Raw genomic sequence first — 24,059 nt, forward strand, 5'->3', positions numbered from 1 at the left:
GAAATCCACGGCGAACGCGGCTACCAGATCGTCCTTGAACACGCCAACACCGTCGAGCTGCAGCAACGCTGCCTGAAGATCTGCGAGATCGGCGCCCAGATGCGCCTGCTCTACACCACCGCCCTCTACCACGACTACGTCGCGCAGGAGATCCCCCTGCCCGAGCTGGACATGGCCGCCTGAACGCCTCGCCAGCCCTGGCGATAACGCGCGGCCGGTGCCCTGGGCGCCGGCCGCCAATGACAGACCGCTTGCGGAAACGTTGTATGCCGAGAGTCGTATTTCACAAGAGTGGCCAGACCTTCGAGGACGAGGTCAAGCCGGGTACCAACCTGGTGGTGCGGGCCGGGATCAAGCAGTTCCCCTATCCCAACCTGCGCTACGAGTGCGGCATGGGCAAGTGCTCGAAATGCGCTTGCCGCGTGCTCGCCGGCGGCGAGCACCTGCCGCCGCCCAACTGGAAGGAAAAGAAGCAACTCGGCGAACGGCTGGAGCAGGGATATCGCCTGACCTGCCAGATCTGGCTGGAGCACGACATAGAACTGAGCCAGGACGAACTGCCGGTGGAAAGCGCGGCAGCGAGCAGCGCCGGGAATACGCCGCGAACAAGCGCCGCGGGTAGCCCTCAATAACCAGCCATCACCACGCAGCGCAGCCATGTACGTCATTCTCAGCAGCAAACCGGGGCAATTCCGCACCGAACTGGTAGCGGGGCTGGTCGCCGTCGAAGCCTACGACTATCTCTTCTATGGCCGCAAGACCGCGCACTTCGTCATCGCCGAACTGGCGCACCCGGTGAAAGTGAAAATCATAGAAGAAACGGCCGGGGACGCAGCGGCCGAAGCCGGCGGCCAGGCGCCACCCGCCATCAACTACGTGCCATCCAAGTTCCTCGATCAATTCGCCACGCTGCAGGATGCACGCGACGAACTCAAGCGCCTGGCCACCTTCGGCAGCATGGATATCGCGCTGGTGAAACGCTGAACGACCCTGAACAACGCCGGATAAACCGTGTACGACCGGCCATGCGCCGGGCAGCCCCCTCATGCCATCGGATCGTTTTTATGATTGAAATCACCTTTGTCAGCAACGACGGCAAGGTCGTCAGCGCCCCCGAGAACAGCAACCTGCTGCGCGTATCGCTGCGCGAGAAAGGCGGCATCCCGTTCAAGTGCGGCGGCGGCCTGTGCGGCACCTGCAAGTGCAAGATCGAACGCGGGCTTGAATTCACCGACGCCATCAAGCCGAAGGAGCGCAAGCACCTGACGGAGGCGCAGTTCGGCGAGGGTTACCGCATGGCCTGCCAGACCTTCGTCAACGGCGATATCAGCGTGTCGTGGGAAGCCCAGCCGGGTGCGCTCAAGCCTGGGCCGGTCGCCGGGCTGGTGACCGGGTAAGCCCTGCAAGGCGCCCCCATTTGCCCTTCAGCGGGTGGCGGCGATGGCACAGCGCCGGCAGGACGGTAACTGCCGCGCACTTGCGCGCCGCGCGGCGGCGCCAAAGCTTGCCGCACCGGCGCAAGGCCGGATACGATGCCGCCACGACACAGACCGGCAGCCCCCACAGCAGCAGCCGGCACAGGAGACAGCCCCCCATGGAATCCCATATCGCGATCGGCGCGGCCCACTGGGTCTACCTCGCCGGCGTCCTTGCCATCGTACTGACGATGGTGTTCCGCGCCAACGTGGTCGTGCCCTCGATCATCGCCACCTTCCTGGTCACGCTGGCCTGGACCCATAGCCCGGTCAGCGCGCTGGCCAGCATCTTCAATGCCAGCTTTGTCGCGGCGCGCGAACTGTTCAATATCTTCCTGGTGATCGCGCTGATGACGGCGCTGCTGAATTCGCTCAAATCCCTGCGCTCGGACGTGCGCATGGTGGAGCCCTTCCGCGCGGTGATGAAGAACGGCCATGCCGCCTACTTCATGCTGGCCGCCATCACCTACGCCATCTCGCTGTTCTTCTGGCCCACGCCCGCGATTCCGCTGGTGTCCGCCATCCTGCTGCCGGCCGCGATCGCCGCCGGCCTGCCGCCGCTGGCCGGCGCCATGGCGATTGCCATCGCGGGCCAGGGCACCGCGCTGTCGTCGGACTACGTGATCGGCGTGGCGCCGGGCATCAGCGCCAAGGCCGCCGGGGCGGCGGTCAGCGCCGCCATGGTGGCGGACCGCGCGCTGGTGCTGTCGCTGATCACCGGCGGCATCGCACTGACACTGGCTTACTTCTCCATCCGCGCCCAGATCCGCCCAGCCAGCGCCGGCCTGCTGGAGCACTGGCAAGGCCGCGCGCCCGATGCCGGCCTGGCACGCGTCGAAGCTACCGGCTCGTTCGACAAGAGCGAGCTGGCGCGCGGGACAGCGCAAGGCGAACCCTTGGGTACCGATGCCAATCTCGCACGCAGCCTGTCGATGGTGGAGCTGCGCCGCATCAGATGGTCGAAGGCGTTCGCCGTGCTGACGCCGCTCGCTTTCGCCGCCGTGATCGCACTGATGGTCGTGCCCCGGCTCGGGCTGGGCATGGCCGAGCTCAAGGGCGGCGAAGCGGCCGCCATGGTGGGCGGCATGGCCGCACTGCTGATGATCCTCGCCACGCTGGCCGCCGAGGGACCACGCAAGATGCTGGACGTCAGCGCGGAACACATCACCGACGGCTTTGTCTTCGCCTTCAAGGCGATGGGCTCGGTGCTGCCGATCGCGGGCTTCTTCTTTGTCGGCGCGGGCGATACCGCGGGCGCCATCCTGCACGCCGGCCCGGGCCATGCCCCCAGCCTGCTGTTCGAACTGATCCAGGGCGCCGAGCGGTGGATTCCCGACAACCACGTGCTGGTGGCCTTCGGCGTGCTGCTGGTGGGCATGATCACCGGTATCGACGGCTCCGGCTTTGCCGGCCTGCCGCTCACCGGCACGCTGGCCGGGGCGCTGGGTCCCACGGTGGGCCTGGACGCCGCCACGCTGTGCGCGGTGGGCCAGATGGGCGCGGTCTGGACCGGCGGCGGTACGTTGATTGCCTGGTCTTCGCTGGTGGCCATTGCCGGTTTCGCGCGCATCCCGGTGCTCGATGCGGTGCGGGCCTTGCTGGCGCCGGTGCTGGCGGGGCTGGCGGTATCGACGATGTGCGCCGTGTTCCTGTGGCGCTGAAGGCCTGGCCGGGCAGGCCCTCGCGTCAAACCCGATGGATTTGACCTGGTCCGATTTGATTTGATTTTCCTGGAGCGATCCGCATGACCACCCCAGCTTCCGCCAGCCCCGCCGATGCCGGCGGCCAGGGCGTGCGTGCGCCGCACTGCATGGTTGCCACCGGCCACCCGCTCGCCGCCCAGGCCGCGTTGCAGGTGCTGCGCGAAGGAGGCAGTGCCATCGATGGGGCACTCGCGGCCGATGCCATCCTGGGCGTGGTGGAGCCGATGGCCACCGGCATCGGCGGCGATCTGCTGGCGATGATCGTGGAGCCCGGCGGCCATGCGGTCAGCTACAACGGCACCGGCCGCGCGCCTGCGGCGTTTCCCATGGATGCGCTCGCCGGCCTGCCCGGGCAGCGCATTCCCGAGCGCCATGCGCTGTCGCTGACCACCCCTGGCGCGGTGCGCGGCTGGGAGGACCTGCACCGCCGCTACGGGCGGCTCGACTGGAAGCGGCTGCTCGCGCCCGCCATCGCGCTGGCGCGCGACGGCTTCGCGGTAGCGCCGGTGGCGGCGCGGGAATGGGCCGTGTTCGACCGCGTGCTGCATCGCGACCCGGTCTGCGCCGCGCTCTATCGCGCGGGCCGCCCGCCCGCGGCCGGCGAGCGGTTCGCCAACCCCGAACTGGCCAAGGTACTGGCGGCGATCGCAGCCGAGGGCGCCGATGCCTACTACCTCGGCATGCCCGCGCGGGCCGCTGAAACGGCCAGCCGCGATGCCGGCGGCGCGCTGGCTGCAGCCGACTTCGCCGCCCACCGCGGTGACTTCTGCATGCCCGCCTCCACCACGTTCCGCGGCCTGACCGTGCTCGAATGCCCGCCCAACACGCACGGCATCGCTATCCTGCGCGCGCTGGACGAACTGGGCGAACTCGATCCGGCGATGCTGGCGCAGGACGATCCCGCCGCCGTGCTGCGCACCGTGCGGGCCATGGGCCGCGCCATGCAATACGCCAGGGAAACCGTGGCGGACCCGGCCGGCAACACGGTCTGCACCGTGGTGGTGGACCGCGACGGCCTGGCAGTCACACTGATGACCAGCATCTTCAAACGCTTTGGCTCCGGCATCGCCGTGCCCGGTTGCGGCTTCGTGCTGCAGAACCGCGGCTTTGGCTTTGCCGGCCCCGGCCATATCAACAGCCCCGCCCCCGGCAAGCGTCCGTATCACACCGTGGTGCCAGGCGCTGCGCTGCGCGACGGGCGCTTCCACGCGGGCTTCGGCGTGGTGGGCGGGCTGATGCAGCCCCAGGGCCAGCTGCAATTGCTGGTGCGGCTGGCGGCGTGGCGGCAGCCGCTGCAGGCCGCACTCGACGCGCCGCGCTGGCGGCTGGAATCCGATACCGCGCTCGCCATTGAAGCCGGCATGCCGCCGGCCATCGTGCAGGCCCTGCGCGAGGCCGGCTATGGCGATCCCGCCGGTCTTGGCGAACTGGGCGGGCGCAGCGATTTCGGCGGCGCCCAGATCGTCATGCGCGAGGCTTCCGGCGGACTGCTCGGCGCCTCGGACAAGCGCAAGGATGGCATCGCGCTGGGCGAGTGAACCCCATGAAATCCGTCCACACCCGCCTTGACCTGCTGGAGCCCCCCCGGTGACCCTGAAGATCTGCGGCAGCCCCGCCTCGCGCGCGATCCTCCCAATCCGGGCGGCCGAAGAACCCGGCCTGCCCTACGAGAACATCCCGCTGCATGACGCCTCGGAAGAAGTCAAAGCTGCCTGTAGCGATCAGCGGCAACGCCAGCCGTTCGCGCATCTACTGCACTGCAATGCGATCCCGCGACGCCGGGAATATTTGTAGCTACAAATATTCCTTGCACCCCTAATTTATCGTAGCTACGATAAATTCATGAAGATCACCTACGATCCCTCGAAAGACGCCAGCAACCAAGGCAAGCATGGCGTATCGCTGGCGCTGGCCGCGATGCTCGACTGGTCGGAAGGTTCTGGCCTACGTCGATACCCGTCGCGACTACGACGAAGTGCGCGAAGTCGGGTTCGGCTTGATCGCCTCGCGCCTGTACTGTGCGGTCTTCACGCAGCGTGGAGACGCGATGCACATCATCAACATGCGCAAGGCAAACAAGAGAGAGGTGATGCACTATGCAGAACACGATCAAGACCCGCTCTGGCCGCACCATCAACCTTCCGACACCGGAGGAGGATGAGGCCATCAAACGCGGCATCGCCCAGGATCCGGACACCTATGAGGTATCGTCAGAGGACTTCAAGAAGATGAAGCCGCTTGGCAAGCGCGGCCGGCCCAAGGCTTCACACACGAAGGAGTTGGTCAGCATCCGCTATGACGTGGAAGTGCTGGACGCTTTCCGCTCTAGTGGAGAGGGCTGGCAAACCCGGATGAATGACGCGCTGAAGGACTGGCTGCACACACACCAGCCGTAGTTGGGTCGGTTGTGCGCTATCCGGCACGGTACCGCGCACCGCATGCCTGGTGTGGATCGTAACCTTTAAACAGGAAATGTCATTGTGCCCACGGAGGGCGTGATGAAACTGACCGATAGCGAACGCGCGGAACTTGGGAAACAGGCCAATCAAGACGTGGCGCTGACGGAGGCAGCCGAAGCGGCGGCCCTCCGCCCTTCCTTCCTCTCTTCCTTGCGCCGCCCATACCAGCCGCCGATCACCAGCAGCAGCGCCACCGCCACGATGTCGCCGCCCAACGCGATCGGGCGCGGGGGACGGCCGCCAGCGATGCCATAGGTGAACCCCTCGATCACCACCGATACCACCGCGCCGAAGACGAAGCAGAACAGGCTATGGCGGCCGATCTGCACCACCGGCCCCATCACCGCCGCCAGCCGCGCCACCCAGCCCGCGCGCACTGCCAGGTAGGCCAGCCACGCCAGGCCGAGAAAGCTCGCCACGCGCAGCCCCGCCAGGCTCTTCTTGGGCAGCGGGAACGCCATGGCCGGCAGCCATGACGGCAGCCATGGCTCAACCACATGCGGGCGCATCCACAGGTAGGCCAGCAAGACGCCGGCCAGCGTCATCGCTACCGCCAGCGCGGTCACCACCCAGCGCACCAGCGCCTGGCGCGGCAGGATCACGTCCGGCCGCAGGCGTGACAGCAGGCCCAGGCCGAACAGCAATTGCCAGGCGAAGGGATTGAAGCTCCAGCCGTTGCCGTCGCTGCTCGGCAGCAGCGGCGTGAGCATGGGCGCCATCAGCCAAAGCAGCGCGCTGGCGCCGACAAAGGTCAGCGGCATGGCGCGCGCAATGCGTATCGCCAGCGGCGCGAACAGGATGAAGACGGCATACATCGGCAACACGTCGGAGACAAAGGGCTGCCGCGCCACGCTGAAGACCTCGATCAGCGTGCTGAATGGATGCGCCATGAAGACCGGTGCCTCGGTGGAGCGGATGGCCGGCGCGGGCACTCGCGCCAGCGCGAGCAGCAGACCGAACACCAGCATCAGCACGCCGGTCAGCACAAAGGCCTTGTAGATCTCCCAGCTGCGGCGCAGCAGACGATTCTGCGCGGCGGAGGCGCCATGGCGGGCCTCCATGGCCACATAAGCCGAGCCGGCCGAATAGCCAGCCAGGAACACAAAGATCTCCGCCGCGTCGAAGAACGCGAAATTGCGGATGGTGTAGTCGGCCAGCACGCTGCCGTTCACGTGGTCCACCACGATGAAGATCAGCGCAATGCCGCGAATCAGGTCAACCTCAGTTCTGCGCTGGGTTTCGGTTGTAGGCAAAAAGCAACTCCTGCGATTCCTGCTGATCCGCCGCCCCGACAGGGCGCCCGGATGTCTCCGAAGCCACGGATACGTGGCTTCCGCATTATTCATGTGTGTAAATCCGCACCCGGAGCCGGCGATCCGATACCTGGGATACCGCTGGCGCACCTTGGCTTTGTCCCGGATTTTCTGAAAAAGTGCAATGGGGCACACTCACGGACCGAAGACGGCAAAACGCCCGGCGGGGCGATGCCCGGGCGTGATGATACGACATATTGGGGATTACCCTAGGGCAAGATGCCAAGGTGCAGGAAGCGCCTGCGCTGCCAGTCCCGAGGGATCGGCTATCGTCCGGCGAAGCGCGGTCCAAGAAACGCAATGAGAACTTGCGGGCGCGGCGACCGGCCCGGACGGCCGCCGATATCCCCGCCACCCCCAATCGAGCTCGCCGTCTTCATGGCGAAGCAGATGCTCGGCCAGCACGCGCAGGCTGTAGGGCAAGCGCGTGAGCGCGCCGGCATCGAGGCATACCCGGGTCTGCGAAGTCGGTGTTACGCATGGGCGCCGACGTCAAGCCCGAGCAGGCGCTCCAGGATGGTCGGATCGTCGTCCAGCGCCGCCGTAGGCCCTTCGAACACCACGTGGCCCTCCTCGAGGATGTAGTGTCGCGAAGCCAGCGCTCGGCAGACGGCAAAGGTCTGTTCCACCAGCACGATCGAAACGCCGGAGCGGCCGACACCTGCAATCAGCTCGACCAGCTCATCAACGATCACCGGCGCCAGGCCTTCGGTCGGTTCGTCCAGCAACAGCACCTTCGGTCCCTGCATCAGCGCCCGGGCAATGGACAGCATCTGCTGCTCCCCACCGGACAAGGCGCCTCCGAGGTTCTTCCGCCGTTCCTTGAGCCGGGGGAAGCTGGCATATGCGCTCTCTAGCGTCCAAGTCGAGTGCTTTCGTCTGGCAATCTTCAGGTTCTCCTCGACCGACAGCAGCGCGAATATGCCCCTGTCCGCCGGCACCAGCGCGATGCCAAGACGCGAGATCTCGTCCGACTCCAGGTCGCTGATGTCGACCCCGTCGAGACGGACCGTGCCCGCGGTCTTCTGCAACACGCCGACGATGGTATTCAGCGTTGACGTCTTCCCCATGCCGTTTCGTCCCATGAGACTGACGACCTCTCCCCGACCGACCTGCAGCGAGACGTCCTGCAAGGCAATGCTCTTGCCATATGCGGCTTGCACGCCGCGAAGCGCGAGTAGTTGCGCTGTCATACCGAACTCCCGAGATAGACCCGCTTTACGTTCGCGTCGTGCCGAATCTCCTCAGGGGATCCTTCGGCAATGACGTTCCCTTGGAACATCACGGTGATGCGGTCGCTGATGCCCATGACGACGTGCATATTGTGCTCGACCAGCAGAATGCTGTAGCTGGCCTTCAGCTGTAGCAGCAGCGCCGAGACGCGCGGGACGTCGGCAAGGCCGAGGCCAGCCATCGGTTCATCGAGCAGCAGCAGCTTGGGCTTGGCCACCAGGCACATGCCGATCTCCACCAGCCTTTGCGTGCCGTGTGAAAGTGCGCCAACCGGCGTGGCGGCATGGCGAGCCAGATCGAGCTCCACGAGTACCTTGTCGGCGATCTCGTGTTTGCCGGCCTCCGTGCTCCATGTGCTCCAGAAGCGCAGGGACCGGTCGGCCTCATATCCCAGTGCGGCAAGACGCAGATTATCCAGCACCGAGCTTTCGGGGAACAGGCTCGTCACCTGGAAGCTGCGCGCCATGCCGAGCTTCACGCGTCCATGCGCCGGCGAGCGCGTAATGTTCTTGCTGTCGAACTCGATGGTGCCGCGCGTGGCGGGCAAGCGCCCGCTCACGATATTGAAGAAAGACGTCTTACCCGCGCCATTTGGTCCGATCAGGGAGTGAAGCGAGTTTGCCTCCAGGTCGAGGTCGACCTTGCCCACGGCGGTGAAGTTGCCGTAGTCGAGGCCAAGGCCCCGGGTGGTCAGGATCGTGGCCATCACACAGTCTCCTTGCTGCTCAGGTGTGCTCCACCCGGCTTCCGTTTCTCATGGGGCGTCCGCCATTGGGAAAAGATCCCACCAATGCCACTAGGTGCGAAGAGGACGGTTGCAATCAGCACAAAGCCGACGATCATCTGCCACCGCGGCCACAATTGCGACAACTGTTCCGCCATCAAGGTCATCAGTAACGCCCCAAAGACGGCTCCCAGAAGCGATCGCTTTCCGCCAAGGATCGCCATGATCAGGATGGTCTCCGACATCATCAGATCGATGTTGGACAGGGGCGCGGAGCGGAGCTGGATTGCATAAAGCGCGCCCGCCGTCGCGGTGACCGAGCCGGATATGACAAAGGCGAGCAGCTTGAGCCGCTGAACGTCATAGCCCGCCATCCGGGCTCGCGTTTCGTTCTCGCGCACGGCATCGAGCACCCGGCCGAACGGCGATCGGATGACCCGGCGCAGGAATGCGAAGGCGAGGAAGAACACCACCGACACGACCAGATACTGGCTCTGCGATTCTGATAGAACACTATCTAGGCCGGCACCGATGCGAGGAATGTCGAGCAGACCATTTTCTCCCCCGGTCACATCCGGGAACGATAGCGCCGCGAAGAAAGCCATCTGGGCCATCGCCAGTGTGATCATGACGAAATAGATGCCTTTCTGCCGGATGCTCAGCATGCCGATGACCAGGGCGGCCACCGCGCCAGCGGCCGCACAGAGCACAAGCACGCCAAGGCCCAGGCCGGGATGGCTCCTCAACAGGACACCTACCGCATATGAACCGACGCCAAAAAACGTTCCCTGCGCAAAGCTGAGCAGGCCAGCGTAGCCAAGCATCAGGTTGCAGGCTGCTGCGGCGATCCCGAAGATCATCACGACGACCGCAGTGGTGGCGGACCCCGACATCATAGGCAAGGCAAGTGGCAAGACCAGCAGCGTCAGGTAAAACGCCCCGGCCGACTTCGAAATAGTATTAAGCACGACCGAAAAGTCCTTTGGGCATCAGAAGAAGAACGACAACCATCAGAAGGAAGATGGCAAGGCGCGCCCCCTCCGGCCAGATGGCGCTCATCATGCTTTGCGTGACGCCGATGATCAGCCCGCCGACCAGCGGCCCGCTGAAGCTGCCCATGCCCCCGATGACCACCACCACGAAGGCAATGACGATGGCTTCCACGCCCATGGACGGATCGGCGCCGCGCAGGGGCACCGCCAGGCCGCCGGCAAGGCCGGCCAGGCCGGTTCCCAGTCCGAAGGCGATGGCATAGACCCGCGACACCTTCGTCCCCAGCAGCTTCAGCATCTGCGGACGCTCGTTCCCGGCGCGAACCCTCGCCCCAAACATCGTTCGCTCGAACAGCCACCAGAGCGCCACACCGATCACTCCGCAAACGATAACGATGAAGAGCCGGTAGCTCGGGATGGGATAGGGTCCGATCATCAGCACGCTGCTCAACGACTCTGGCGGCGCCACACGTTGGGACTCCGGGCCAAAGAAATAGACCACGGCTTCGGTCAGCACGAACGTCAACCCGACGGTCACGAGGATCTGCGCCTCATGCGACATCTTGTACGTTCGTCTGAGCAGCCAGCGTTCGGCGACCAGGCCCAAGCCGGCCACGCAAACGAACGAAGCGATGAGGCCCAGCGCAAAACTTCCAGTTGCCTGGTTGGTAAAGAAGGCCGCGTAGGCGCCGACAAGAAACAAGGCGCCGTGTGCAAAGTTGACGAAGCCGAGGAGACCAAAAATGATGCTTAGTCCGACCGACAGCAGGAAATAGATCATTCCGAGGCCGAGCCCGTTCAGGGCTTGGAAGACATAGATATTCATCTCGACGATTCCGGCTATGGCCTCAGGCCATCTTGCAATCCGACTCGGATTTCGGGCTTGCGGTCTTCGAGGATGACAGGATGTCCACGAAGTCGTCCCCATCCTTCATGGCAGCCCTCTTCTTTCCCCGGGCCAGGAAGTAGTTCTTGATGACCTGATGGTCGAAAGGACGCACCTGCTCCTCGCCGGTCAGGCCAGAGTAAGTGTATCCCTCCAGCGCCTTGATGATCGCCGCGGGATCCTCGCTGCCGCCCTTCCTGATGGCATCGAACATCAGGGTGGCGATCTGGTAGTCGGCCGCCGAATAGAAGCGGGGGTTTTCCTTGAACTCGCGGCGATACACGTCGAGGAAGGTCTTGTTGCCCGGCGTATCGAGCCCGTGCCAGTACTGCAGACCGAAATAGATATCCTCGGTGACATCGGCGCCGAGCGCCTGGAATGTATCCAGGCCGGAGAACCAGACGACCGCCACCGCCATGCGCTTCTTGATGCCGAAGCTGGCGGCCTGCCGGAGCAGGTCGAGCGTGTTCGCCCCGAAGTTCAGGATCACCAGGACATCGGCGCCCGACCCCATCGCGTTGCCGAGGTAGCCTGAGAATTCCTTCTCGGTCAGCGAGTGATAGCTGTTGCCGACAAGTTCCACCTTTGCGTCCTGCATCACCGTCTTCGAGTTGCGCAGCAGCGCTTCGCCGAACACATACTGGCCCGTGATGGTGTACGCTTTCTTCCATTTCGGATTCTGCTGAAACAGGGGCCGGAGCACCGTGTTGACCGCACCGAAGGTCGGTGTCGACCAACGGAACGTGGCGCGGTTACAGTCCTTGCCGGTGACCTCATCCGCACCGACATAGGTGATGTACACGCCGTTTGCCTTGCTCACCTCCTTCATCACCGCCAGTGCCTCCGAAGACAGCGCGGCCCCACCGAAATGGCGCGCGCCGTCCTGGCTGATGGCCTGCTGGACCTTGCGCACGGCAATGGCCGGGTTGCCTTCGGTGTCGATGCGCTTGTAGTCGATGCTACGGCCAAGCCGGTTCCCGTAACCGGTGATGGCGGCGCGTACGCCGAGGTCGCTGTACTTGCCGCTTGCGGCGAAGTTTCCGGAAAAGGCATTGACGCTGTAGTAGCCCAGCGGCTTCTGCTGGGCGATGGCCAGGCGGGGCAATGCGATCGATCCCGTGGTGGCGCCTGCTAATGACAGAAAGGTACGTCGGTCCATGGTCAGTCTCCTGGTGTTTTTATATGTGGTCGATACCGATCGCCCGTTCAGCGGTTGCTGCTGCTGGCAATGTGCTGGGCGGCCCGCCTGCCAAACACCAAGCCCCGCAGTACGGAGGTCGAACCCGTATAGACCTGGTGATAGAGGCCCATGGTTTCCCCTGCGGCATACAGGCCCGCCATCACTCGGCCGTCATGGTCCAGGACCTGTGCATTCTCATTGACCTTCAGGCCGCCAAATGTAAAGCAGTTGGTCGAGATGATCGGATACGCGTAGAACGGGGCCTTGTCGATCGGTCGGCTCCAGTGGCTCTTGTCGATGTCCAGGCCCTTGGTGCCGCGGTGATCCACCACGAACGGCTCGAACGCGTCCGAGCGCTGCGGGCATGCTGCGTTGAAGCCGGCGATGGTGTGGGCGAGCGCGGCTTCGGGGAGACCAAGCTTGGCGGCGAGCGCTTCGATGGTCGGGGCAGAGACAGGAGGCTGGTCGCTGCGGATGCTGGTCTTCCAGCGCGGGATGTCTTCTACCCTGGAGTCGAAGATCACGTAGGAGATGCCATCGGGCTGGTCCGCGATGGTGCGAGTGATGTTGTCGTAGTGCGCATCGACGGTGCCGGGTGCCTCATTGACGAAGCGCTTGGCCAGCCTGTTCACCAGCATGCCATATGGGTAGATGAACACGACAGCCTCTGCCTGCCGCGAGCGCGGATCGACAGGCTCAGCGTGGTAGGAACCGAATTCCCCGGCGGGGGCGGCACCTGCGTTGAGCGCCATCTGGATGCCCTCACCGCGGTTGTAGTAGCCACCAATGGCAACCGGCCGGATGTGCTTGGCGCGCAGGCCCACATATTTGGTCATCATCTCCGGGTTGCCCTGGAATCCCCCGCTCGCCAGGATCACACGCTTTGCCAGCAGGCGCGATTGGACACCATCAGGGTTAGTGATGACGACGCCGCAGGCCGCCCCCTTCTCATCGCGGACAAGGTCGGTCGCCGTGGTGCGGTATCGGATTTCACCCCCAAGCGCCAATGCCTTGGCGCGCAATGCCTCGATGATGGCTAGGCCGCCGCCCTTGGCCGCAATGCGGGTGGTGTTCTGCGTCAGCAAGTAGATCGGCTGATGCTCGAACTTCAAGCCCAGTCCCTTGAGCCACGAGATCGTGGGCGGAACCGAGTTGGCGAACGCGGAGATGACCTCGGGATCGGGCAGACTGTGTGACTTCACGAACGATGGCCAATCCGCGTAGGAGTCGGTGAGTGCATCGAGCACGTTGGGGTCGATGTTCCATCCGGCATTGTTCGCGAAGTGCTCCTCGAAGTCGGCAGAGATCTCCGAGTCGTTCTTCATGCGCATGTACGCTTCGGTCCAGCGCGAATTGCCACCGAAATGGTTCTCGTCCGAGCGCTCGAGATTGATGGTCTTGAGCCCTGCTTCAAGCGCCGTCACGGCTGCGGAGAGCCCCGCAACACCGCATCCCACGACGACCACGTCCGCGTCAAATTTGTCGTTCACAGTATCTCCTCCTGATTTATATGGATTGGGGTGCCGTCAGCCCAGAACGAAGGCGTTTGCCTTGGCCGGCTTGGTAGTGATCCAGACGCTCTTGGTCTGGAGGTATTCCTTGATGGCATCCACGCCGCCCTCGCGGCCGATCCCGCTGCGCTTGTAGCCGCCAAACGGCGTGGTGAAGCTGGTCGCGCGATAGTTGTTGACCCACACGGTTCCCGCCTTCAGGCGGTCGGACATATAGAACGCGCGGTGCAGATCGGAAGTCCATACCCCGGCCGCGAGGCCGAACATGGTGTCATTGGCGATGCGCAGGGCGTCGTCCTCGGTATCGAACGGGATGACGGCGAGCACCGGCCCAAAGACTTCCTCCTGGGCAATGCGCATGTCGTTGGTCACGCCGGTGAAGATCGTCGGTGCGATGAACTGCCCTTGCCCGTAGGCAGCGCCGGTCAGTGCGTGCCCCCCCAGAACGCAGCGCGCTCCGCCGTTCTTCGCAATCTCGATGTAGGCGAGGATCTTGCGGAACTGGGCCTCGGTGGCGATTGGGCCGACCTGCGTTTCGTGCCTGGCGGGATCGCCGATGACCGCCTCGCCAGCGACCTTGATCAGCATCTCAACAAACAGGTCGTGCACGTTGCGCTGGACCAGCAGCCGGGAACCAGCCATGCAGGTCTGCCCTGCGGCGCCGAAGATACCCGCCACGGCGCCCTTCACTGCCTGATCGAGATCGGCGTCGTCGAAGACGATGTTCGCCGATTTGCCACCCAGCTCAAGCGTGACCTTCTTGAAGTCGCTTGCGGCGATCTCATTGATGCGCTGGCCGGCAATGTCACCCCCCGTGAACGCGATCTTGGCGATGTCCTGATGGCGCACCAACGGCTCGCCCACATCTGTGCCGAAGCCAGTGATGACATTGACGACGCCAGGAGGGAAGCCGGCTTCCTTGGTCAACGCAGCCAGTTCCAGCAGCGAGGTCGAGGTGTATTCCGATGGCTTGATTACCATCGTGTTGCCGGCCGCCAATGCCGGGGCCATCTTCCATACCGTCAACGCAAGCGGCGAGTTCCACGGCGTAATCGCCGCGACCACGCCCAGCGGCTCGTGCTTGATGTAGTTGAAAACGCCCGGCTTGTTGATCGGAACCACGGCGCCCTGCACCTTGTCGGCCAGCCCCGCGTAATAGTGGAACCACTGTGCAACGTTCTGGACCTGCCCGGAGACTTCCGCGATCAGTTTGCCGTTGTCCCGCTGCTCTGTCTCGGCCAGGCGGGCAACGTTCGTGCTGACTAAATCCGCAAGTCGGCGCAGGAGAGCGCCGCGCTGCGTCGCGGTGAGATCCCGCCAAGCCGGCGCATCCAATGCGGCCTTTGCCGCCTGCACGGCTTTCTCCACATCTTCGGCACCGCCCTTCGGAATCTCCGCCCAGACCTCGCCCGAATATGGCTCGATCGACTCGAACCACTGCCCCGAGGCAGCGTCGACCCACTCATTGTTGATGAACATCTGATAGCGCTTCACCACGTCTCCTTGTTCGGCTGTTGCGAGAACTTTATTAACGTTCTAAACTATAGTCAAGCGTTCTGGTGGATAGAACGATTCGGTGGTGGCATGCTTGCGCCCCAGGGCGCACACTGGAGCAAAATCGAATGGCTAAGAAGAACCTTGAACCGAAGCAGGAACCTGCCGGGGAGGAAGAAGTGGGCGTTGCGGCGGTGAATCGAGCACTGTCCCTTCTCGACACGTTCTCGAAGGAGAACCTGTCATTTACATTGGCGCAGATGGCGGAACGGACTGGCCTGTACAAGAGCACCATCCTGCGGCTGGCAGAATCGCTTGAAGCGTACGGTTATCTGAGAAGGGGAGAAGGCAGCGTGTTTACGCTTGGCCCCACGCCATTTCGGCTCGCGACGCTGTACCAGCGAAATCTGCATCCTGCGGAACTGGTGATGCCGGTGCTGCGAAGTCTCGTTGAACTGACGGAGGAGAGCGCGACGTTCTACGTCATATCGGGGGACAAGCGTTTGTGTGCGTATCGCGCGAACTCGCCGCTCGCGATCACTGACAATGTGCAAGCTGGAGAAATGCGGCCCCTTGAGCGCGGCGCCGGAGGCAAGGTGTTGCTCGCCTTTGCCGGTCGGCAAGGTTCCGAGTTCGATACGATACGCGAGGAGATGTTCTCGGTCAGCCGGGGGGAACTCTACGAAGGCATCGTGTCGCTGGCAGCGCCCGTCTTCGGCTCCGCCGACAAACTCGAAGGTGCTATTTCGATTTCCGGTCCGGCTACGCGCTTGGGCAAGGAAGCGATCGCTCGGATGAAACCACACTTGTTCCGGGCGTCCCAGCATCTAACCGAGCTTTTTGGCGGGGATGGGTCACGATACGAAATGTTGCTCTGACAGGATCGCCTCGCGTCTCCGACTCCCCCCTCGATGGCCTGCTGGCATTCGAGGCCGCAGCGCGCCACGACATATTTGGACGGCGAGCTTTGGGGAGCCAAGCCTACATTTTCCAATGGTTGTGCGGCTCGATCATGCCGTAGAGGCATGCAAGCTTCTCGAGTTGGGCAACACTCTCGAAAACTCGTTCTTACAGCCTGAGGAGATTCATGATGTTTATTGTTCTGTTGCACTACGTCCAGCCACTTGAAACTGTCGAAAAATATCTCCAGGAACACAGAGCGTATCTCGATCAACAGTTCGCATTGGGGAATTTTTTGACTTCGGGTCCGCAAGTTCCTAGAATCGGTGGCGTCATTCTGGCCCACAACTTGACCAGAGAGGAACTGGATACGGTGCTCGCCCGAGATCCGTTCTACCGTGAGCGAGTGGCGCAATTTCAGATAATTGAATTTACTCCGAGTAAGTTCGCTGCGGGTGCCGAAGCTGCTTTTTCGGTCAGCGCCCTAGCAACGCCCCCAAAATAGGCTTGGCGAATCACTGCCACAGATATTTCACGACCCTGAGACTACTGGAAAGCGTACTAACCTGGCTTGAATTGAACGCATCCTACCTCCCACTGGATACCCCGGAAAGTTCCATCGTCCGTATCGACATCAATTTTCACGCCCCTTGCATCCACAGCCCCAGATTGGAGCGGGGCATGGCGCGTCGCCAGCGCCTCGCGGCGTATCGGCGTCAAAGTTGGCGTCCAGTACCCCACTGAAGTCCGGCTTGGCGCCTTGAGCCGCTATCCGCCAGAACTCGCGGCTAAGCCGGGCGCGCCTCGGAAACCGGAGTGCTTCGTCGCTTACGAAAATCGGCCACGCCAACGGCTGTCCCTCGTTTTTCCGCTGAGCGCATCCCCTCACCCAATCACCTCCCCCGCCAACTCCGTCTCCAGCCATGCCCGGAACCGATCCACCCCGGGCCGCGCCACGCTGGACGTCACAATCCGATAGGTCAGTCCGTCAGCCACATGCTCCGGCAGCACCACCTGCAATTGCCCGCTCTTGAGCATAGGCAGCACCATCGGTGTACGCCCGATCGCAATGCCCGCCTGCTGCGCGGCGGCATTGAGCACGTGCGCATATTGCGAGAAGTACAGGCAGGGTTGCTTGGACGAGCGCATCAGCCCAAGGCGCTGATACCACTGCGTCCACGACATCCAGTCAAAGCGGGCGCCGGGATCGTGGAACACCAGCAGCGGCGTGTCAAGTATCTGCCGGGGCTCGGCAATGCGCGCGGCCAAGGCCGGCGCGGCAACCAGCATCAGGCGCTCCTGCAGCAGCGGGCGGGGATCGTCGGGGCCGACAGCCTGCGTGTTCAGCCGGATGGCAAGGTCGATGCCGTCGCGCTCCAGGTTGACCATGGGCTCGGAAGCGTCGATACGGACGTCGATGCCGGGCTCGGCGGCCTGGAAGCGGGCGAGCTTGGGGACCAGCCACAGGTCGGCGAACGAGGGCGTGGTGGTAACCGTGATGGAGATCCGGTCGACCGCCAGCAGGCGGTCGATGGCGGCGCCCAGCTGGCCGATCGCCAGGCGCGCGGCTTCATAGAGCTGGCGGCCTTCCGGGGTCAGGCTCAGGCCCTTGCCGCCACGCAGGAACAGCGGCTCGCCCAGCACGTCCTCCAGGCTCTTGACCTGCTTGCTCACCGCCGACTGGGTAATGCATAGCTCTTCGGCAGCCGCTGTGAAACTCAGATGGCGCGCAGCGGATTCGAAGCCGCGCAGGGCTTCCAGCGACATGGCGCGCAGCGCATTGGTCGAAGCTCGGCTCAGGATTGACATGACTGCCTGGCATACCGTTGATGAAAAAGCTTCCGGCCGCCCTGGCCGGTTCCCGGCAAGAATGCAGGCACCGCTCCAGAAATTGATTGGCGCGCTTGCCAGGAGGCTGCCGTGAGTACAACGCAAGGCCATTGGATCCTCGGCCCCGGTCCGCTGCGGCTACCGCTCGGTCTTGGATCTTACCTGATCTGCACGGAAGGCATGGTATGGCTCACGCAGCAGTCGGCAGCGCTGGACACGGCCCGCCGCGACACGGTGCTGGCGTGTGGCGAACGCTTTGTCGCCGAGCGGGAGGCAGTGGTGTTCGTCTCCGGCTTTCGCGGCCGGCCGGCGCGCATCGTCATCAGGGAAATCGCATGACGGTGCCGCAGCGGCAAATCCATCCATGCAAGACATTGAGAACATCCGGGAGACAGTGAACATGACCGATATGAACGCCATCAACGCCATCAACGCCGTCAGCGCCATCAGCGCCATCAGCGGCGGCAACGACCTCGTGCAATGCGAGCGGCTCGGCAGGCACGCGCTGCTGGTGCTGAACCGTCCCGACAAACTGAACGCGCTCAGCTATGCGCTGATCGACGCGCTGATGGCCAGACTCGACGCGCTCGAAACCGATCCGGCCGTGCGCTGCGTGATCCTCACCGGCAGTGGCACGCGGGCGTTCAGCGCCGGCGCCGATATCGCCGGCTTCGCGCCGGACATCGCCGCCTCGCCCGAGCAGGCGCTGCGCCGCTTCCTGCAGCAAGGGCAAGCCATGACGCGGCGCATCGAGACCTTCCCCAAGCCTGTGATCGCGGCGGTCAATGGCCTGGCGTTCGGTGGCGGCTGCGAGACGATGGAAGCCTGCAGCCTGGCCATTGCGGCCGAGCACGCGACCTTCGCCAAGCCGGAAATCAAGCTGGGCTTCCCGCCCACGTTCGGCGGCACCCAGCGGCTGCCGCGCCATGTGGGGCGCAAGCGCGCCAACGAAATGATCCTCACCGGCGAGCCCATCGATGCGGCCAGCGCGCTGCGCTTCGGCCTGGTCAACGAGGTGGTGAGCGGCGCCGACCTGTTGCCCGCCTGCCTGCGGCTGGCCGACCGGATCGCCCGGCATTCGGCCATCGCCGTCACCGCCTCGCTGCGCGCGGTGACGCGCGGCATCAACCTGCCGATCGACGAGGGCCTGGCGGTGGAGGCAATGCAGTTCATGGTCGCCGCGGCCTCGCACGATGCGCGCGAAGGCACCAGCGCGTTTGTCGAGAAGCGCCCTGCCGTGTTCCGCGACGCCTGAGCGAGCGCTGCGGCCGCGCCGGCTTATCCGTACCGTCGCTTGCCGTTGCGCGCCGCGCGCACGCCGGACTGGCGCTGGAGGCTTGCCAGGCATATATTGACCTGCACGAGCGCGGCCTTCGGCCGCCTGGCCGGCCTCCGCCGGGGCGGCGGGTGGCTGGCACGGCATGCCAAAGGAGACTGGCCATGCAAGCGGAAATGGCAGGCACGACCGCACCGGGCTCATCCAAGCTTGGCGCGGTGCTGCGCGTCACCAGCGGCAACTTCCTCGAACAGTTCGACTTCTTCCTGTTCGGTTTCTACGCCACTTATATCGCTCACGCATTCTTCCCTTCGGACAGCGAGTTCGCCTCGCTGATGCTGACCTTCGCCGTGTTCGGCGCGGGCTTCCTGATGCGTCCCCTCGGGGCCATCCTGCTGGGCGCCTATATCGACGAGGTGGGGCGCCGCAAGGGCCTGATCGTGACGCTGACACTCATGGCCAGCGGCACCATCCTGATCGCCGTCGTCCCCGGCTACGCCACCATCGGCATGCTGGCGCCCTTGCTCGTGCTCATCGGCCGGCTGCTGCAAGGCTTTTCGGCCGGTGCGGAGCTGGGCGGGGTGTCGGTCTACCTGGCCGAGATGGCCACGCGGGGACACAAGGGCTTCTACACCGCCTGGCAATCGGCCAGCCAGCAGATCGCCATCGTGGTCGCTGCCGGGCTCGGCTTCGGGCTGAACCACTGGCTGACCAAGGATGAGCTGGGCGCCTGGGGATGGCGCATCCCCTTCTTTATCGGCTGCCTGATCGTGCCCTTCCTGTTCGTCCTGCGCCGTTCGCTGCAGGAAACCGAAGCGTTCCGCGCGCGCCGGCACCACCCAAGCACGCGCGAGGTATTCGACTCGATGCTGCGAAACTGGCGCACCGTGCTGACCGGCATGCTGCTGGTGGCGATGACCACCACCACCTTCTACCTGATCACCGTCTACACGCCGACCTTCGGCAAGACCGTGCTCAAGCTCAGCACCGCGGACAGCCTGGCGGTCACGCTGTGCGTGGGCATCTCCAACTTTATCTGGCTGCCCATCGGCGGCGCGCTTTCGGACCGTATCGGCCGCCGGCCGATCCTGCTGGCGATCTCCGTGCTCGCCCTGGTGACGGCTTACCCAGCGTTGTCCTGGCTGGCCGGCGCACCGAGTTTCGAGCGCATGCTGCTCGTGCTGCTGTGGCTGTCCTACCTGTTCGGCATGTATAACGGCGCCATGGTGGTGGCCCTGACCGAGGTGATGCCGGTGGAAGTGCGGGTGGCTGGCTTCTCGCTGGCCTACAGCCTGGCCACGGCCATCTTCGGCGGCTTTACCCCCGCCATCTCGACCTACCTGATCGAGACGACGGGCGACAAGGCCGCCCCGGGTTACTGGATGGCCTTTGCCGCCGCCTGCGGCCTGCTGGCAACGCTGATCCTGTATCGCAAGGCGCGCCCGATGGCGAAGGCGTTCTGAGGCAAGCGGCGGGCAAGCACTGCCTGGAAATCAGATTTTCTTTAACTGCGCGCCAAGCAAGCCGCGCCTTCCTGCCGGCCGGGGCCACCGTCCCGCGCAGGCGAGGCGGTTCCTCCCGGCCAGACCGCCGCGCCCTCCATCCGGATCGTTGTGCACCGCATCAACCATTCCCGGCAAGCCACTCTTCCAAAAAGCCAAATTGTCGAACCCCGCGCCAGGCGCCACACTCTGTCCCCAGCAGTGCCGGGCACGCGATAGCCGGTCATCGCGCCCGCGCGTCCGGGACGGTCGACAGGGCGCCAGGCCAGCCACGAAACAACGAACCCAAGAGACCAGCAAGCCCAGCCCGGGAGCCGCAACGGCAGCCATATGTCACAGACAAGCACCGACTTCACCTCCCTCCCCGCCCTGGTCGACGCGCAAGGCGCGCTGCGGCCACGCCATCCGGCCGTGGTGCTGGACCAGCGCAGCATCGACTTCGCCAGCCTGAACCGGCTTGCCGACCGCGTCGCCGCGGCACTGCAGCGCGACGGGGTGCCCGCCCGGAGCGTGGTTGCCATCTGCGCGGCCACCTCCATCGAGTATGTCGCCACCTTCCTCGGCAGCCTGCGGGCGGGGGTGGCGGTGGCGCCGCTGTCGCCGTCGCTGAACCCGCAGACGCTGCGCGCCATGGTGCAGGACGCCGGCGCACGCCAGCTGTTCATCGACGCCAGCACGCGCGAGGCATTGCTTGGGCTGGAAGCCGGGCTTGGCGTTCCCTGCATCGCGCTGGATGACGCCGATGCGGGCCTTGCCTTCACCAGGTGGCTGGCGCCCGGGGACGCCCGCCCGGCGCCGGTCGAGGTGCAGCCGGACTGGGCCTTCAACCTGATCTACTCGTCCGGCACCACCGGCGTGCCGAAGGGCATCATCCAGCCTTTCGGCATGCGCTCCTCGCACGTGCAGCGGGCCACCCAGGGCGGCTATGGCCCGGACAGCGTGACCCTGCTGTCCACCCCGCTGTACTCCAACACGACGCTGGTGAGCCTGTTCCCCACCCTGTCGCTGGGCGGTACCGTGGTGCTGATGGGCAAATTCGACGCCGGCCAGTACCTGGAACTGGCGGCGCGCCACCGCGTCACCCACACCATGCTGGTGCCGGTGCAGTACCAGCGCATCCTGGCTCACCCGGCATTCGCCGAGACCGACCTGTCCTCGTTCCGCTACAAATTCTGCACCAGCGCGCCCTTTGCGGCCGCGCTCAAGGCCGAAGTGCTGCAACGCTGGCCGGGCGCGCTGATCGAGTACTACGGCATGACCGAAGGCGGCGGGCGCTGCGAACTGCGCGTGCACGAGCATCCCGGCAAGCAGCACACGGTCGGGCGCCCTTCGCCGGACAGCGACATGCGGCTGCTCGACGACGACGGCCGGGAACTGCCGCCCGATGCGCCGCGCGGCACGCCGGGCGAGATCGTCGGGCATTCTCCGGCGATGATGTCGGGCTACCACAACCATCCGGCCAAGACGGCCGAAGCCGAGTGGTTCGACGCCAGCGGCAAGCGCTTCATCCGCACTGGCGATGTGGGCTATTTCGATGCCGACGGCTTCCTGATCCTGATGGACCGCAAGAAAGACATGGTCATCTCGGGTGGCTTCAATATCTACCCGAGCGATATCGAGGCGGTGCTGATGGCGCATCCGGACATCGCCGATGCGGCCGTGGTCGGTGTACCGTCGGAGCGCTGGGGCGAAACGCCGGTGGCCTTCGTGGTGCCGCGGCCAGGCGCTGCTGCCGACGCCGCCGCGCTGCTCGCATGGGCCAACGGCCAGCTCGAGAAAATGCAGCGCCTGGCCGCGCTGGAGCTGTCGCAGGAACTGCCGCGCAATGCCATCGGCAAGGTGCTCAAGCGCGACCTGCGCGAGCGCTTCGGCCGCGCGCCATGAGGCCGCCTGCACGCAAGGCACCCGGCCACGCTAAGCACAAGCGCAGCCGCAGGCGCACGAACTGACACGGACGCACACGAATCCACACCGATACATACGGCTCCGTTCATTCCAAGACACCAGAGTACCCAGACAACCAGGGAGACCCATGAGCATCAACGGCAAGGCTTATATCGTCGGGGCCTACGAGCACCCGACCCGCAAGGCACCGGACAAGACCGTCGCGCAACTGCACGCCGAGTGCGCCAGGGGCGCGCTGGAGGACGCCGGACTCACGCTGCAGGACGTGGACGGCTACTTCTGCGCGGGTGACGCGCCCGGCCTCGGCGCGATCAATATGATCGACTACCTCGGCCTCAAGGTGCGCCACGTCGACTCCACCGACACCGGCGGCTCGGCGTATCTCGTGCACGTCTCGCACGCCGCGCAAGCCATCGCCGCCGGCAAGTGCGATGTGGCGCTGATCACACTGGCGGGCCGCCCGCGCTCGGAGGGATCGAGCGGCACGCAGGCACGCAACTGGGGCGCCAACCTGCCCGACCAGCCATTCGAGGCGCCGTTCAACCCGGTCACGGTGAACCTGTACGCGATGGTCGCGATGCGCCATATGTACCAGTACGGCACCACCAGCGAGCAGCTCGCGTGGATCAAGGTGGCCGCCTCCCACCATGCGCAGCACAATCCCAACGCCATGCTGCGGGACGTGGTGACGGTGGACGATGTGCTGAACTCGGCGATGATTTCCGATCCGCTCCGCAAGCTCGACTGCTGCGTCGTGTCCGACGGCGGCGGCGCACTGATCGTGGCGCGCCCGGAAATCGCGGCCAGGCTCAAGCGGCCCAAGGTGAAGATCCTCGGCGCCGGCGAAGCGGTCAAGGGCCAGCTCGGCGGCATGGTCGACCTGAGCTGGTCGGGCGCCGCCGTCTCCGGCCCGATCGCCTTCGAGGAAGCCGGCATCCGTCCGTCCGATATCAAGTACGCCTCGATCTACGACAGCTTCACCATCACCGTGCTGATGCAGCTCGAAGACCTGGGCTTCTGCAAGAAGGGCGAAGGCGGCAGGTTCGTGGCCGACGGCAACCTGATCTCCGGCGTCGGCAAGCTGCCCTTCAATACCGACGGCGGCGGGCTGTGCAACAACCATCCGGCCAACCGCGGCGGCATCACCAAGGTGATCGAAGCCGTGCGCCAGTTGCGCGGCGAGGCGCATCCCGCCGTGCAGGTCAGGAACTGCGACCTGGCGCTGGCGCAGGGCACCGGCGGCTATCTCGGCTCGCGCCACGGCAGCGCCACCCTGATCATGGAACGGGAGCAATAAGATGAGCACACCTTACACCGCCACGCCGCTCAAGTCACCGCAGGTGGCACCGGACAACACCGAGTTCTGGGAGGCCGCCCGCGAAGGCCGCCTGCTGGTCAGGCACTGCAAATCCTGCGGCAAGCCGCACTGGTACCCGCGCACGCTGTGCCCGTTCTGCATGGACGACACCGAGTGGAAACAGTCCTCGGGACGGGGCACCATCTATTCGTTCAGCGTGACGCGCCGCGCCGGCCCCACGCCCTTCTGCATCGCCTACGTGGCGCTGGAAGAAGGTGTGACCATGATGACCCATATCGTGGACTGCGACCTGGACACGGTGCGCATCGGACAGGAAGTGAAGCTCGTGTTCACGCCGACGGAAGACGGGCCGCCGGTG

At 64.8% G+C, this 24,059-nt stretch carries 25 protein-coding genes and 1 pseudogene; 17 read left to right on the forward strand and 9 right to left on the reverse strand.

Going from position 1 to position 24,059, the window contains the following annotated elements:
• From P3W85_RS21640 to P3W85_RS21680, 9 genes and pseudogenes are all read left to right on the forward strand, one after another.
• Window positions 1–183 (forward strand): annotated as a pseudogene (locus tag P3W85_RS21640) (iron-containing redox enzyme family protein); the annotation flags it as partial.
• A gap of 83 nt (window positions 184–266) precedes the next feature.
• Entirely contained in the window at window positions 267–632 is a 366-nt protein-coding gene (locus P3W85_RS21645) for a 2Fe-2S iron-sulfur cluster-binding protein (protein WP_017223917.1), read from the forward strand.
• A 25-nt stretch (window positions 633–657) separates the two neighbouring features.
• Window positions 658–984: a hypothetical protein gene (locus P3W85_RS21650; RefSeq protein WP_017223916.1), complete on the forward strand. Its 327-nt coding sequence runs from the start codon at window positions 658–660 to the stop codon at window positions 982–984.
• An 80-nt stretch (window positions 985–1,064) separates the two neighbouring features.
• A complete protein-coding gene (locus tag P3W85_RS21655) occupies window positions 1,065–1,397 on the forward strand; it encodes a 2Fe-2S iron-sulfur cluster binding domain-containing protein (protein WP_017223915.1) in 333 nt (110 codons plus the stop codon).
• 197 nt (window positions 1,398–1,594) lie between these two features.
• Entirely contained in the window at window positions 1,595–3,136 is a 1,542-nt protein-coding gene (locus P3W85_RS21660; RefSeq protein WP_276266289.1) for a hypothetical protein, read from the forward strand.
• Between the two features lie 83 nt (window positions 3,137–3,219).
• Complete coding sequence (locus P3W85_RS21665; protein ID WP_276266290.1) at window positions 3,220–4,716, forward strand: gamma-glutamyltransferase family protein; 1,497 nt, start codon at window positions 3,220–3,222, stop codon at window positions 4,714–4,716.
• Window positions 4,717–4,765: 49 nt separating this feature from the next.
• Window positions 4,766–4,972 (forward strand): hypothetical protein, encoded by a 207-nt coding sequence (locus tag P3W85_RS21670; RefSeq protein ID WP_276266291.1) that lies wholly within the window; start codon window positions 4,766–4,768, stop codon window positions 4,970–4,972.
• Window positions 4,973–5,069: 97 nt separating this feature from the next.
• A complete protein-coding gene (locus P3W85_RS21675; RefSeq protein ID WP_430869590.1) occupies window positions 5,070–5,339 on the forward strand; it encodes a BrnT family toxin in 270 nt (89 codons plus the stop codon).
• Complete coding sequence (locus P3W85_RS21680) at window positions 5,275–5,574, forward strand: BrnA antitoxin family protein (RefSeq protein ID WP_276266292.1); 300 nt, start codon at window positions 5,275–5,277, stop codon at window positions 5,572–5,574. Before P3W85_RS21675 ends, P3W85_RS21680 begins: the two co-directional genes overlap by 65 nt.
• Window positions 5,575–5,723: 149 nt before the next feature.
• On the opposite strand, the gene P3W85_RS21685 is transcribed toward P3W85_RS21680, so the two are convergent.
• The 8 genes from P3W85_RS21685 to P3W85_RS21720 all read right to left on the reverse strand — a co-directional run bounded on the left by P3W85_RS21685 (window position 5,724) and on the right by P3W85_RS21720 (window position 14,970).
• Window positions 5,724–6,890 (reverse strand): OpgC domain-containing protein, encoded by a 1,167-nt coding sequence (locus P3W85_RS21685; RefSeq protein WP_276266293.1) that lies wholly within the window; start codon window positions 6,888–6,890, stop codon window positions 5,724–5,726.
• 533 nt (window positions 6,891–7,423) lie between these two features.
• Window positions 7,424–8,143: an ABC transporter ATP-binding protein gene (locus P3W85_RS21690; protein WP_006156701.1), complete on the reverse strand. Its 720-nt coding sequence runs from the start codon at window positions 8,141–8,143 to the stop codon at window positions 7,424–7,426.
• Window positions 8,140–8,889, reverse strand: a complete 750-nt coding sequence (locus P3W85_RS21695; protein ID WP_276266294.1) for an ABC transporter ATP-binding protein — start codon at window positions 8,887–8,889, stop codon at window positions 8,140–8,142. The genes P3W85_RS21690 and P3W85_RS21695 overlap by 4 nt, the downstream gene beginning before the upstream one ends.
• Entirely contained in the window at window positions 8,889–9,875 is a 987-nt protein-coding gene (locus P3W85_RS21700) for a branched-chain amino acid ABC transporter permease (RefSeq protein WP_276266295.1), read from the reverse strand. The genes P3W85_RS21695 and P3W85_RS21700 overlap by 1 nt, the downstream gene beginning before the upstream one ends.
• The gene (locus P3W85_RS21705) at window positions 9,868–10,725 is read right to left on the reverse strand and encodes a branched-chain amino acid ABC transporter permease (protein ID WP_276266296.1); all 858 of its coding nucleotides are present in this window, start codon (window positions 10,723–10,725) and stop codon (window positions 9,868–9,870) included. The genes P3W85_RS21700 and P3W85_RS21705 overlap by 8 nt, the downstream gene beginning before the upstream one ends.
• Before the next feature lie 22 nt (window positions 10,726–10,747).
• Window positions 10,748–11,944 carry an ABC transporter substrate-binding protein gene (locus tag P3W85_RS21710; RefSeq protein WP_276266297.1) on the reverse strand — a complete coding sequence of 399 codons (1,197 nt, stop codon included), beginning with the start codon at window positions 11,942–11,944 and terminating at the stop codon, window positions 10,748–10,750.
• A gap of 47 nt (window positions 11,945–11,991) precedes the next feature.
• Complete coding sequence (locus P3W85_RS21715) at window positions 11,992–13,455, reverse strand: FAD-dependent oxidoreductase (protein ID WP_276266298.1); 1,464 nt, start codon at window positions 13,453–13,455, stop codon at window positions 11,992–11,994.
• Between the two features lie 36 nt (window positions 13,456–13,491).
• Entirely contained in the window at window positions 13,492–14,970 is a 1,479-nt protein-coding gene (locus P3W85_RS21720; RefSeq protein ID WP_276266299.1) for an aldehyde dehydrogenase, read from the reverse strand.
• 128 nt (window positions 14,971–15,098) lie between these two features.
• Here P3W85_RS21720 and P3W85_RS21725 point away from each other — a divergent pair, with 128 nt between their 5' ends.
• Complete coding sequence (locus P3W85_RS21725) at window positions 15,099–15,848, forward strand: IclR family transcriptional regulator (RefSeq protein WP_276266300.1); 750 nt, start codon at window positions 15,099–15,101, stop codon at window positions 15,846–15,848.
• A 209-nt stretch (window positions 15,849–16,057) separates the two neighbouring features.
• Window positions 16,058–16,375: a YciI family protein gene (locus P3W85_RS21730; RefSeq protein ID WP_276266301.1), complete on the forward strand. Its 318-nt coding sequence runs from the start codon at window positions 16,058–16,060 to the stop codon at window positions 16,373–16,375.
• A gap of 380 nt (window positions 16,376–16,755) precedes the next feature.
• Here P3W85_RS21730 and P3W85_RS21735 read toward each other — a convergent pair whose 3' ends face one another.
• A complete protein-coding gene (locus P3W85_RS21735; RefSeq protein WP_276266302.1) occupies window positions 16,756–17,679 on the reverse strand; it encodes a LysR substrate-binding domain-containing protein in 924 nt (307 codons plus the stop codon).
• Window positions 17,680–17,790: 111 nt separating this feature from the next.
• Between P3W85_RS21735 and P3W85_RS21740 the strand changes: the two genes are divergently transcribed.
• From P3W85_RS21740 to P3W85_RS21765, 6 genes are all read left to right on the forward strand, one after another.
• On the forward strand, window positions 17,791–18,039 hold the full coding sequence (locus tag P3W85_RS21740) for a DUF2917 domain-containing protein (RefSeq protein ID WP_276266303.1): 249 nt from the start codon (window positions 17,791–17,793) through the stop codon (window positions 18,037–18,039).
• A 61-nt stretch (window positions 18,040–18,100) separates the two neighbouring features.
• Window positions 18,101–18,955 (forward strand): crotonase/enoyl-CoA hydratase family protein, encoded by an 855-nt coding sequence (locus tag P3W85_RS21745; RefSeq protein WP_276266304.1) that lies wholly within the window; start codon window positions 18,101–18,103, stop codon window positions 18,953–18,955.
• A gap of 185 nt (window positions 18,956–19,140) precedes the next feature.
• Window positions 19,141–20,439 (forward strand): MFS transporter, encoded by a 1,299-nt coding sequence (locus P3W85_RS21750; RefSeq protein ID WP_276266305.1) that lies wholly within the window; start codon window positions 19,141–19,143, stop codon window positions 20,437–20,439.
• Window positions 20,440–20,808: 369 nt separating this feature from the next.
• Window positions 20,809–22,362, forward strand: coding sequence for a class I adenylate-forming enzyme family protein (locus P3W85_RS21755; RefSeq protein ID WP_276266306.1), 1,554 nt, complete (start codon window positions 20,809–20,811; stop codon window positions 22,360–22,362).
• A 148-nt stretch (window positions 22,363–22,510) separates the two neighbouring features.
• Window positions 22,511–23,680, forward strand: coding sequence for a thiolase domain-containing protein (locus P3W85_RS21760; protein ID WP_017229742.1), 1,170 nt, complete (start codon window positions 22,511–22,513; stop codon window positions 23,678–23,680).
• Window position 23,681: 1 nt separating this feature from the next.
• Window positions 23,682–24,059, forward strand: a 378-nt coding sequence (locus tag P3W85_RS21765; RefSeq protein ID WP_276266307.1) for a Zn-ribbon domain-containing OB-fold protein, incomplete at its 3' end; no start/stop codon positions are given.

It is taken from the genome of Cupriavidus basilensis (assembly GCF_029335485.1).
Lineage (GTDB): Bacteria > Pseudomonadota > Gammaproteobacteria > Burkholderiales > Burkholderiaceae > Cupriavidus > Cupriavidus basilensis_E.

Excerpts from the sequence above, each read along its gene's own strand:
- P3W85_RS21690 (WP_006156701.1), bottom strand. The coding sequence starts at position 8,143 with ATGACAGCGCAACTACTCGCGCTTCGCGGCGTGCAAGCCGCATATGGC.
- P3W85_RS21675 (WP_430869590.1), top strand. The coding sequence starts at position 5,070 with ATGGCGTATCGCTGGCGCTGGCCGCGATGCTCGACTGGTCGGAAGGTT.
- P3W85_RS21660 (WP_276266289.1), top strand. The coding sequence starts at position 1,595 with ATGGAATCCCATATCGCGATCGGCGCGGCCCACTGGGTCTACCTCGCC.
- P3W85_RS21655 (WP_017223915.1), top strand. The coding sequence starts at position 1,065 with ATGATTGAAATCACCTTTGTCAGCAACGACGGCAAGGTCGTCAGCGCC.
- P3W85_RS21750 (WP_276266305.1), top strand. The coding sequence starts at position 19,141 with ATGCAAGCGGAAATGGCAGGCACGACCGCACCGGGCTCATCCAAGCTT.
- P3W85_RS21645 (WP_017223917.1), top strand. The coding sequence starts at position 267 with ATGCCGAGAGTCGTATTTCACAAGAGTGGCCAGACCTTCGAGGACGAG.
- P3W85_RS21745 (WP_276266304.1), top strand. The coding sequence starts at position 18,101 with ATGACCGATATGAACGCCATCAACGCCATCAACGCCGTCAGCGCCATC.
- P3W85_RS21755 (WP_276266306.1), top strand. The coding sequence starts at position 20,809 with ATGTCACAGACAAGCACCGACTTCACCTCCCTCCCCGCCCTGGTCGAC.
- P3W85_RS21680 (WP_276266292.1), top strand. The coding sequence starts at position 5,275 with ATGCAGAACACGATCAAGACCCGCTCTGGCCGCACCATCAACCTTCCG.
- P3W85_RS21650 (WP_017223916.1), top strand. The coding sequence starts at position 658 with ATGTACGTCATTCTCAGCAGCAAACCGGGGCAATTCCGCACCGAACTG.
- P3W85_RS21730 (WP_276266301.1), top strand. The coding sequence starts at position 16,058 with ATGATGTTTATTGTTCTGTTGCACTACGTCCAGCCACTTGAAACTGTC.
- P3W85_RS21665 (WP_276266290.1), top strand. The coding sequence starts at position 3,220 with ATGACCACCCCAGCTTCCGCCAGCCCCGCCGATGCCGGCGGCCAGGGC.
- P3W85_RS21705 (WP_276266296.1), bottom strand. The coding sequence starts at position 10,725 with ATGAATATCTATGTCTTCCAAGCCCTGAACGGGCTCGGCCTCGGAATG.
- P3W85_RS21695 (WP_276266294.1), bottom strand. The coding sequence starts at position 8,889 with ATGGCCACGATCCTGACCACCCGGGGCCTTGGCCTCGACTACGGCAAC.
- P3W85_RS21735 (WP_276266302.1), bottom strand. The coding sequence starts at position 17,679 with ATGTCAATCCTGAGCCGAGCTTCGACCAATGCGCTGCGCGCCATGTCG.
- P3W85_RS21760 (WP_017229742.1), top strand. The coding sequence starts at position 22,511 with ATGAGCATCAACGGCAAGGCTTATATCGTCGGGGCCTACGAGCACCCG.
- P3W85_RS21725 (WP_276266300.1), top strand. The coding sequence starts at position 15,099 with ATGGCTAAGAAGAACCTTGAACCGAAGCAGGAACCTGCCGGGGAGGAA.
- P3W85_RS21710 (WP_276266297.1), bottom strand. The coding sequence starts at position 11,944 with ATGGACCGACGTACCTTTCTGTCATTAGCAGGCGCCACCACGGGATCG.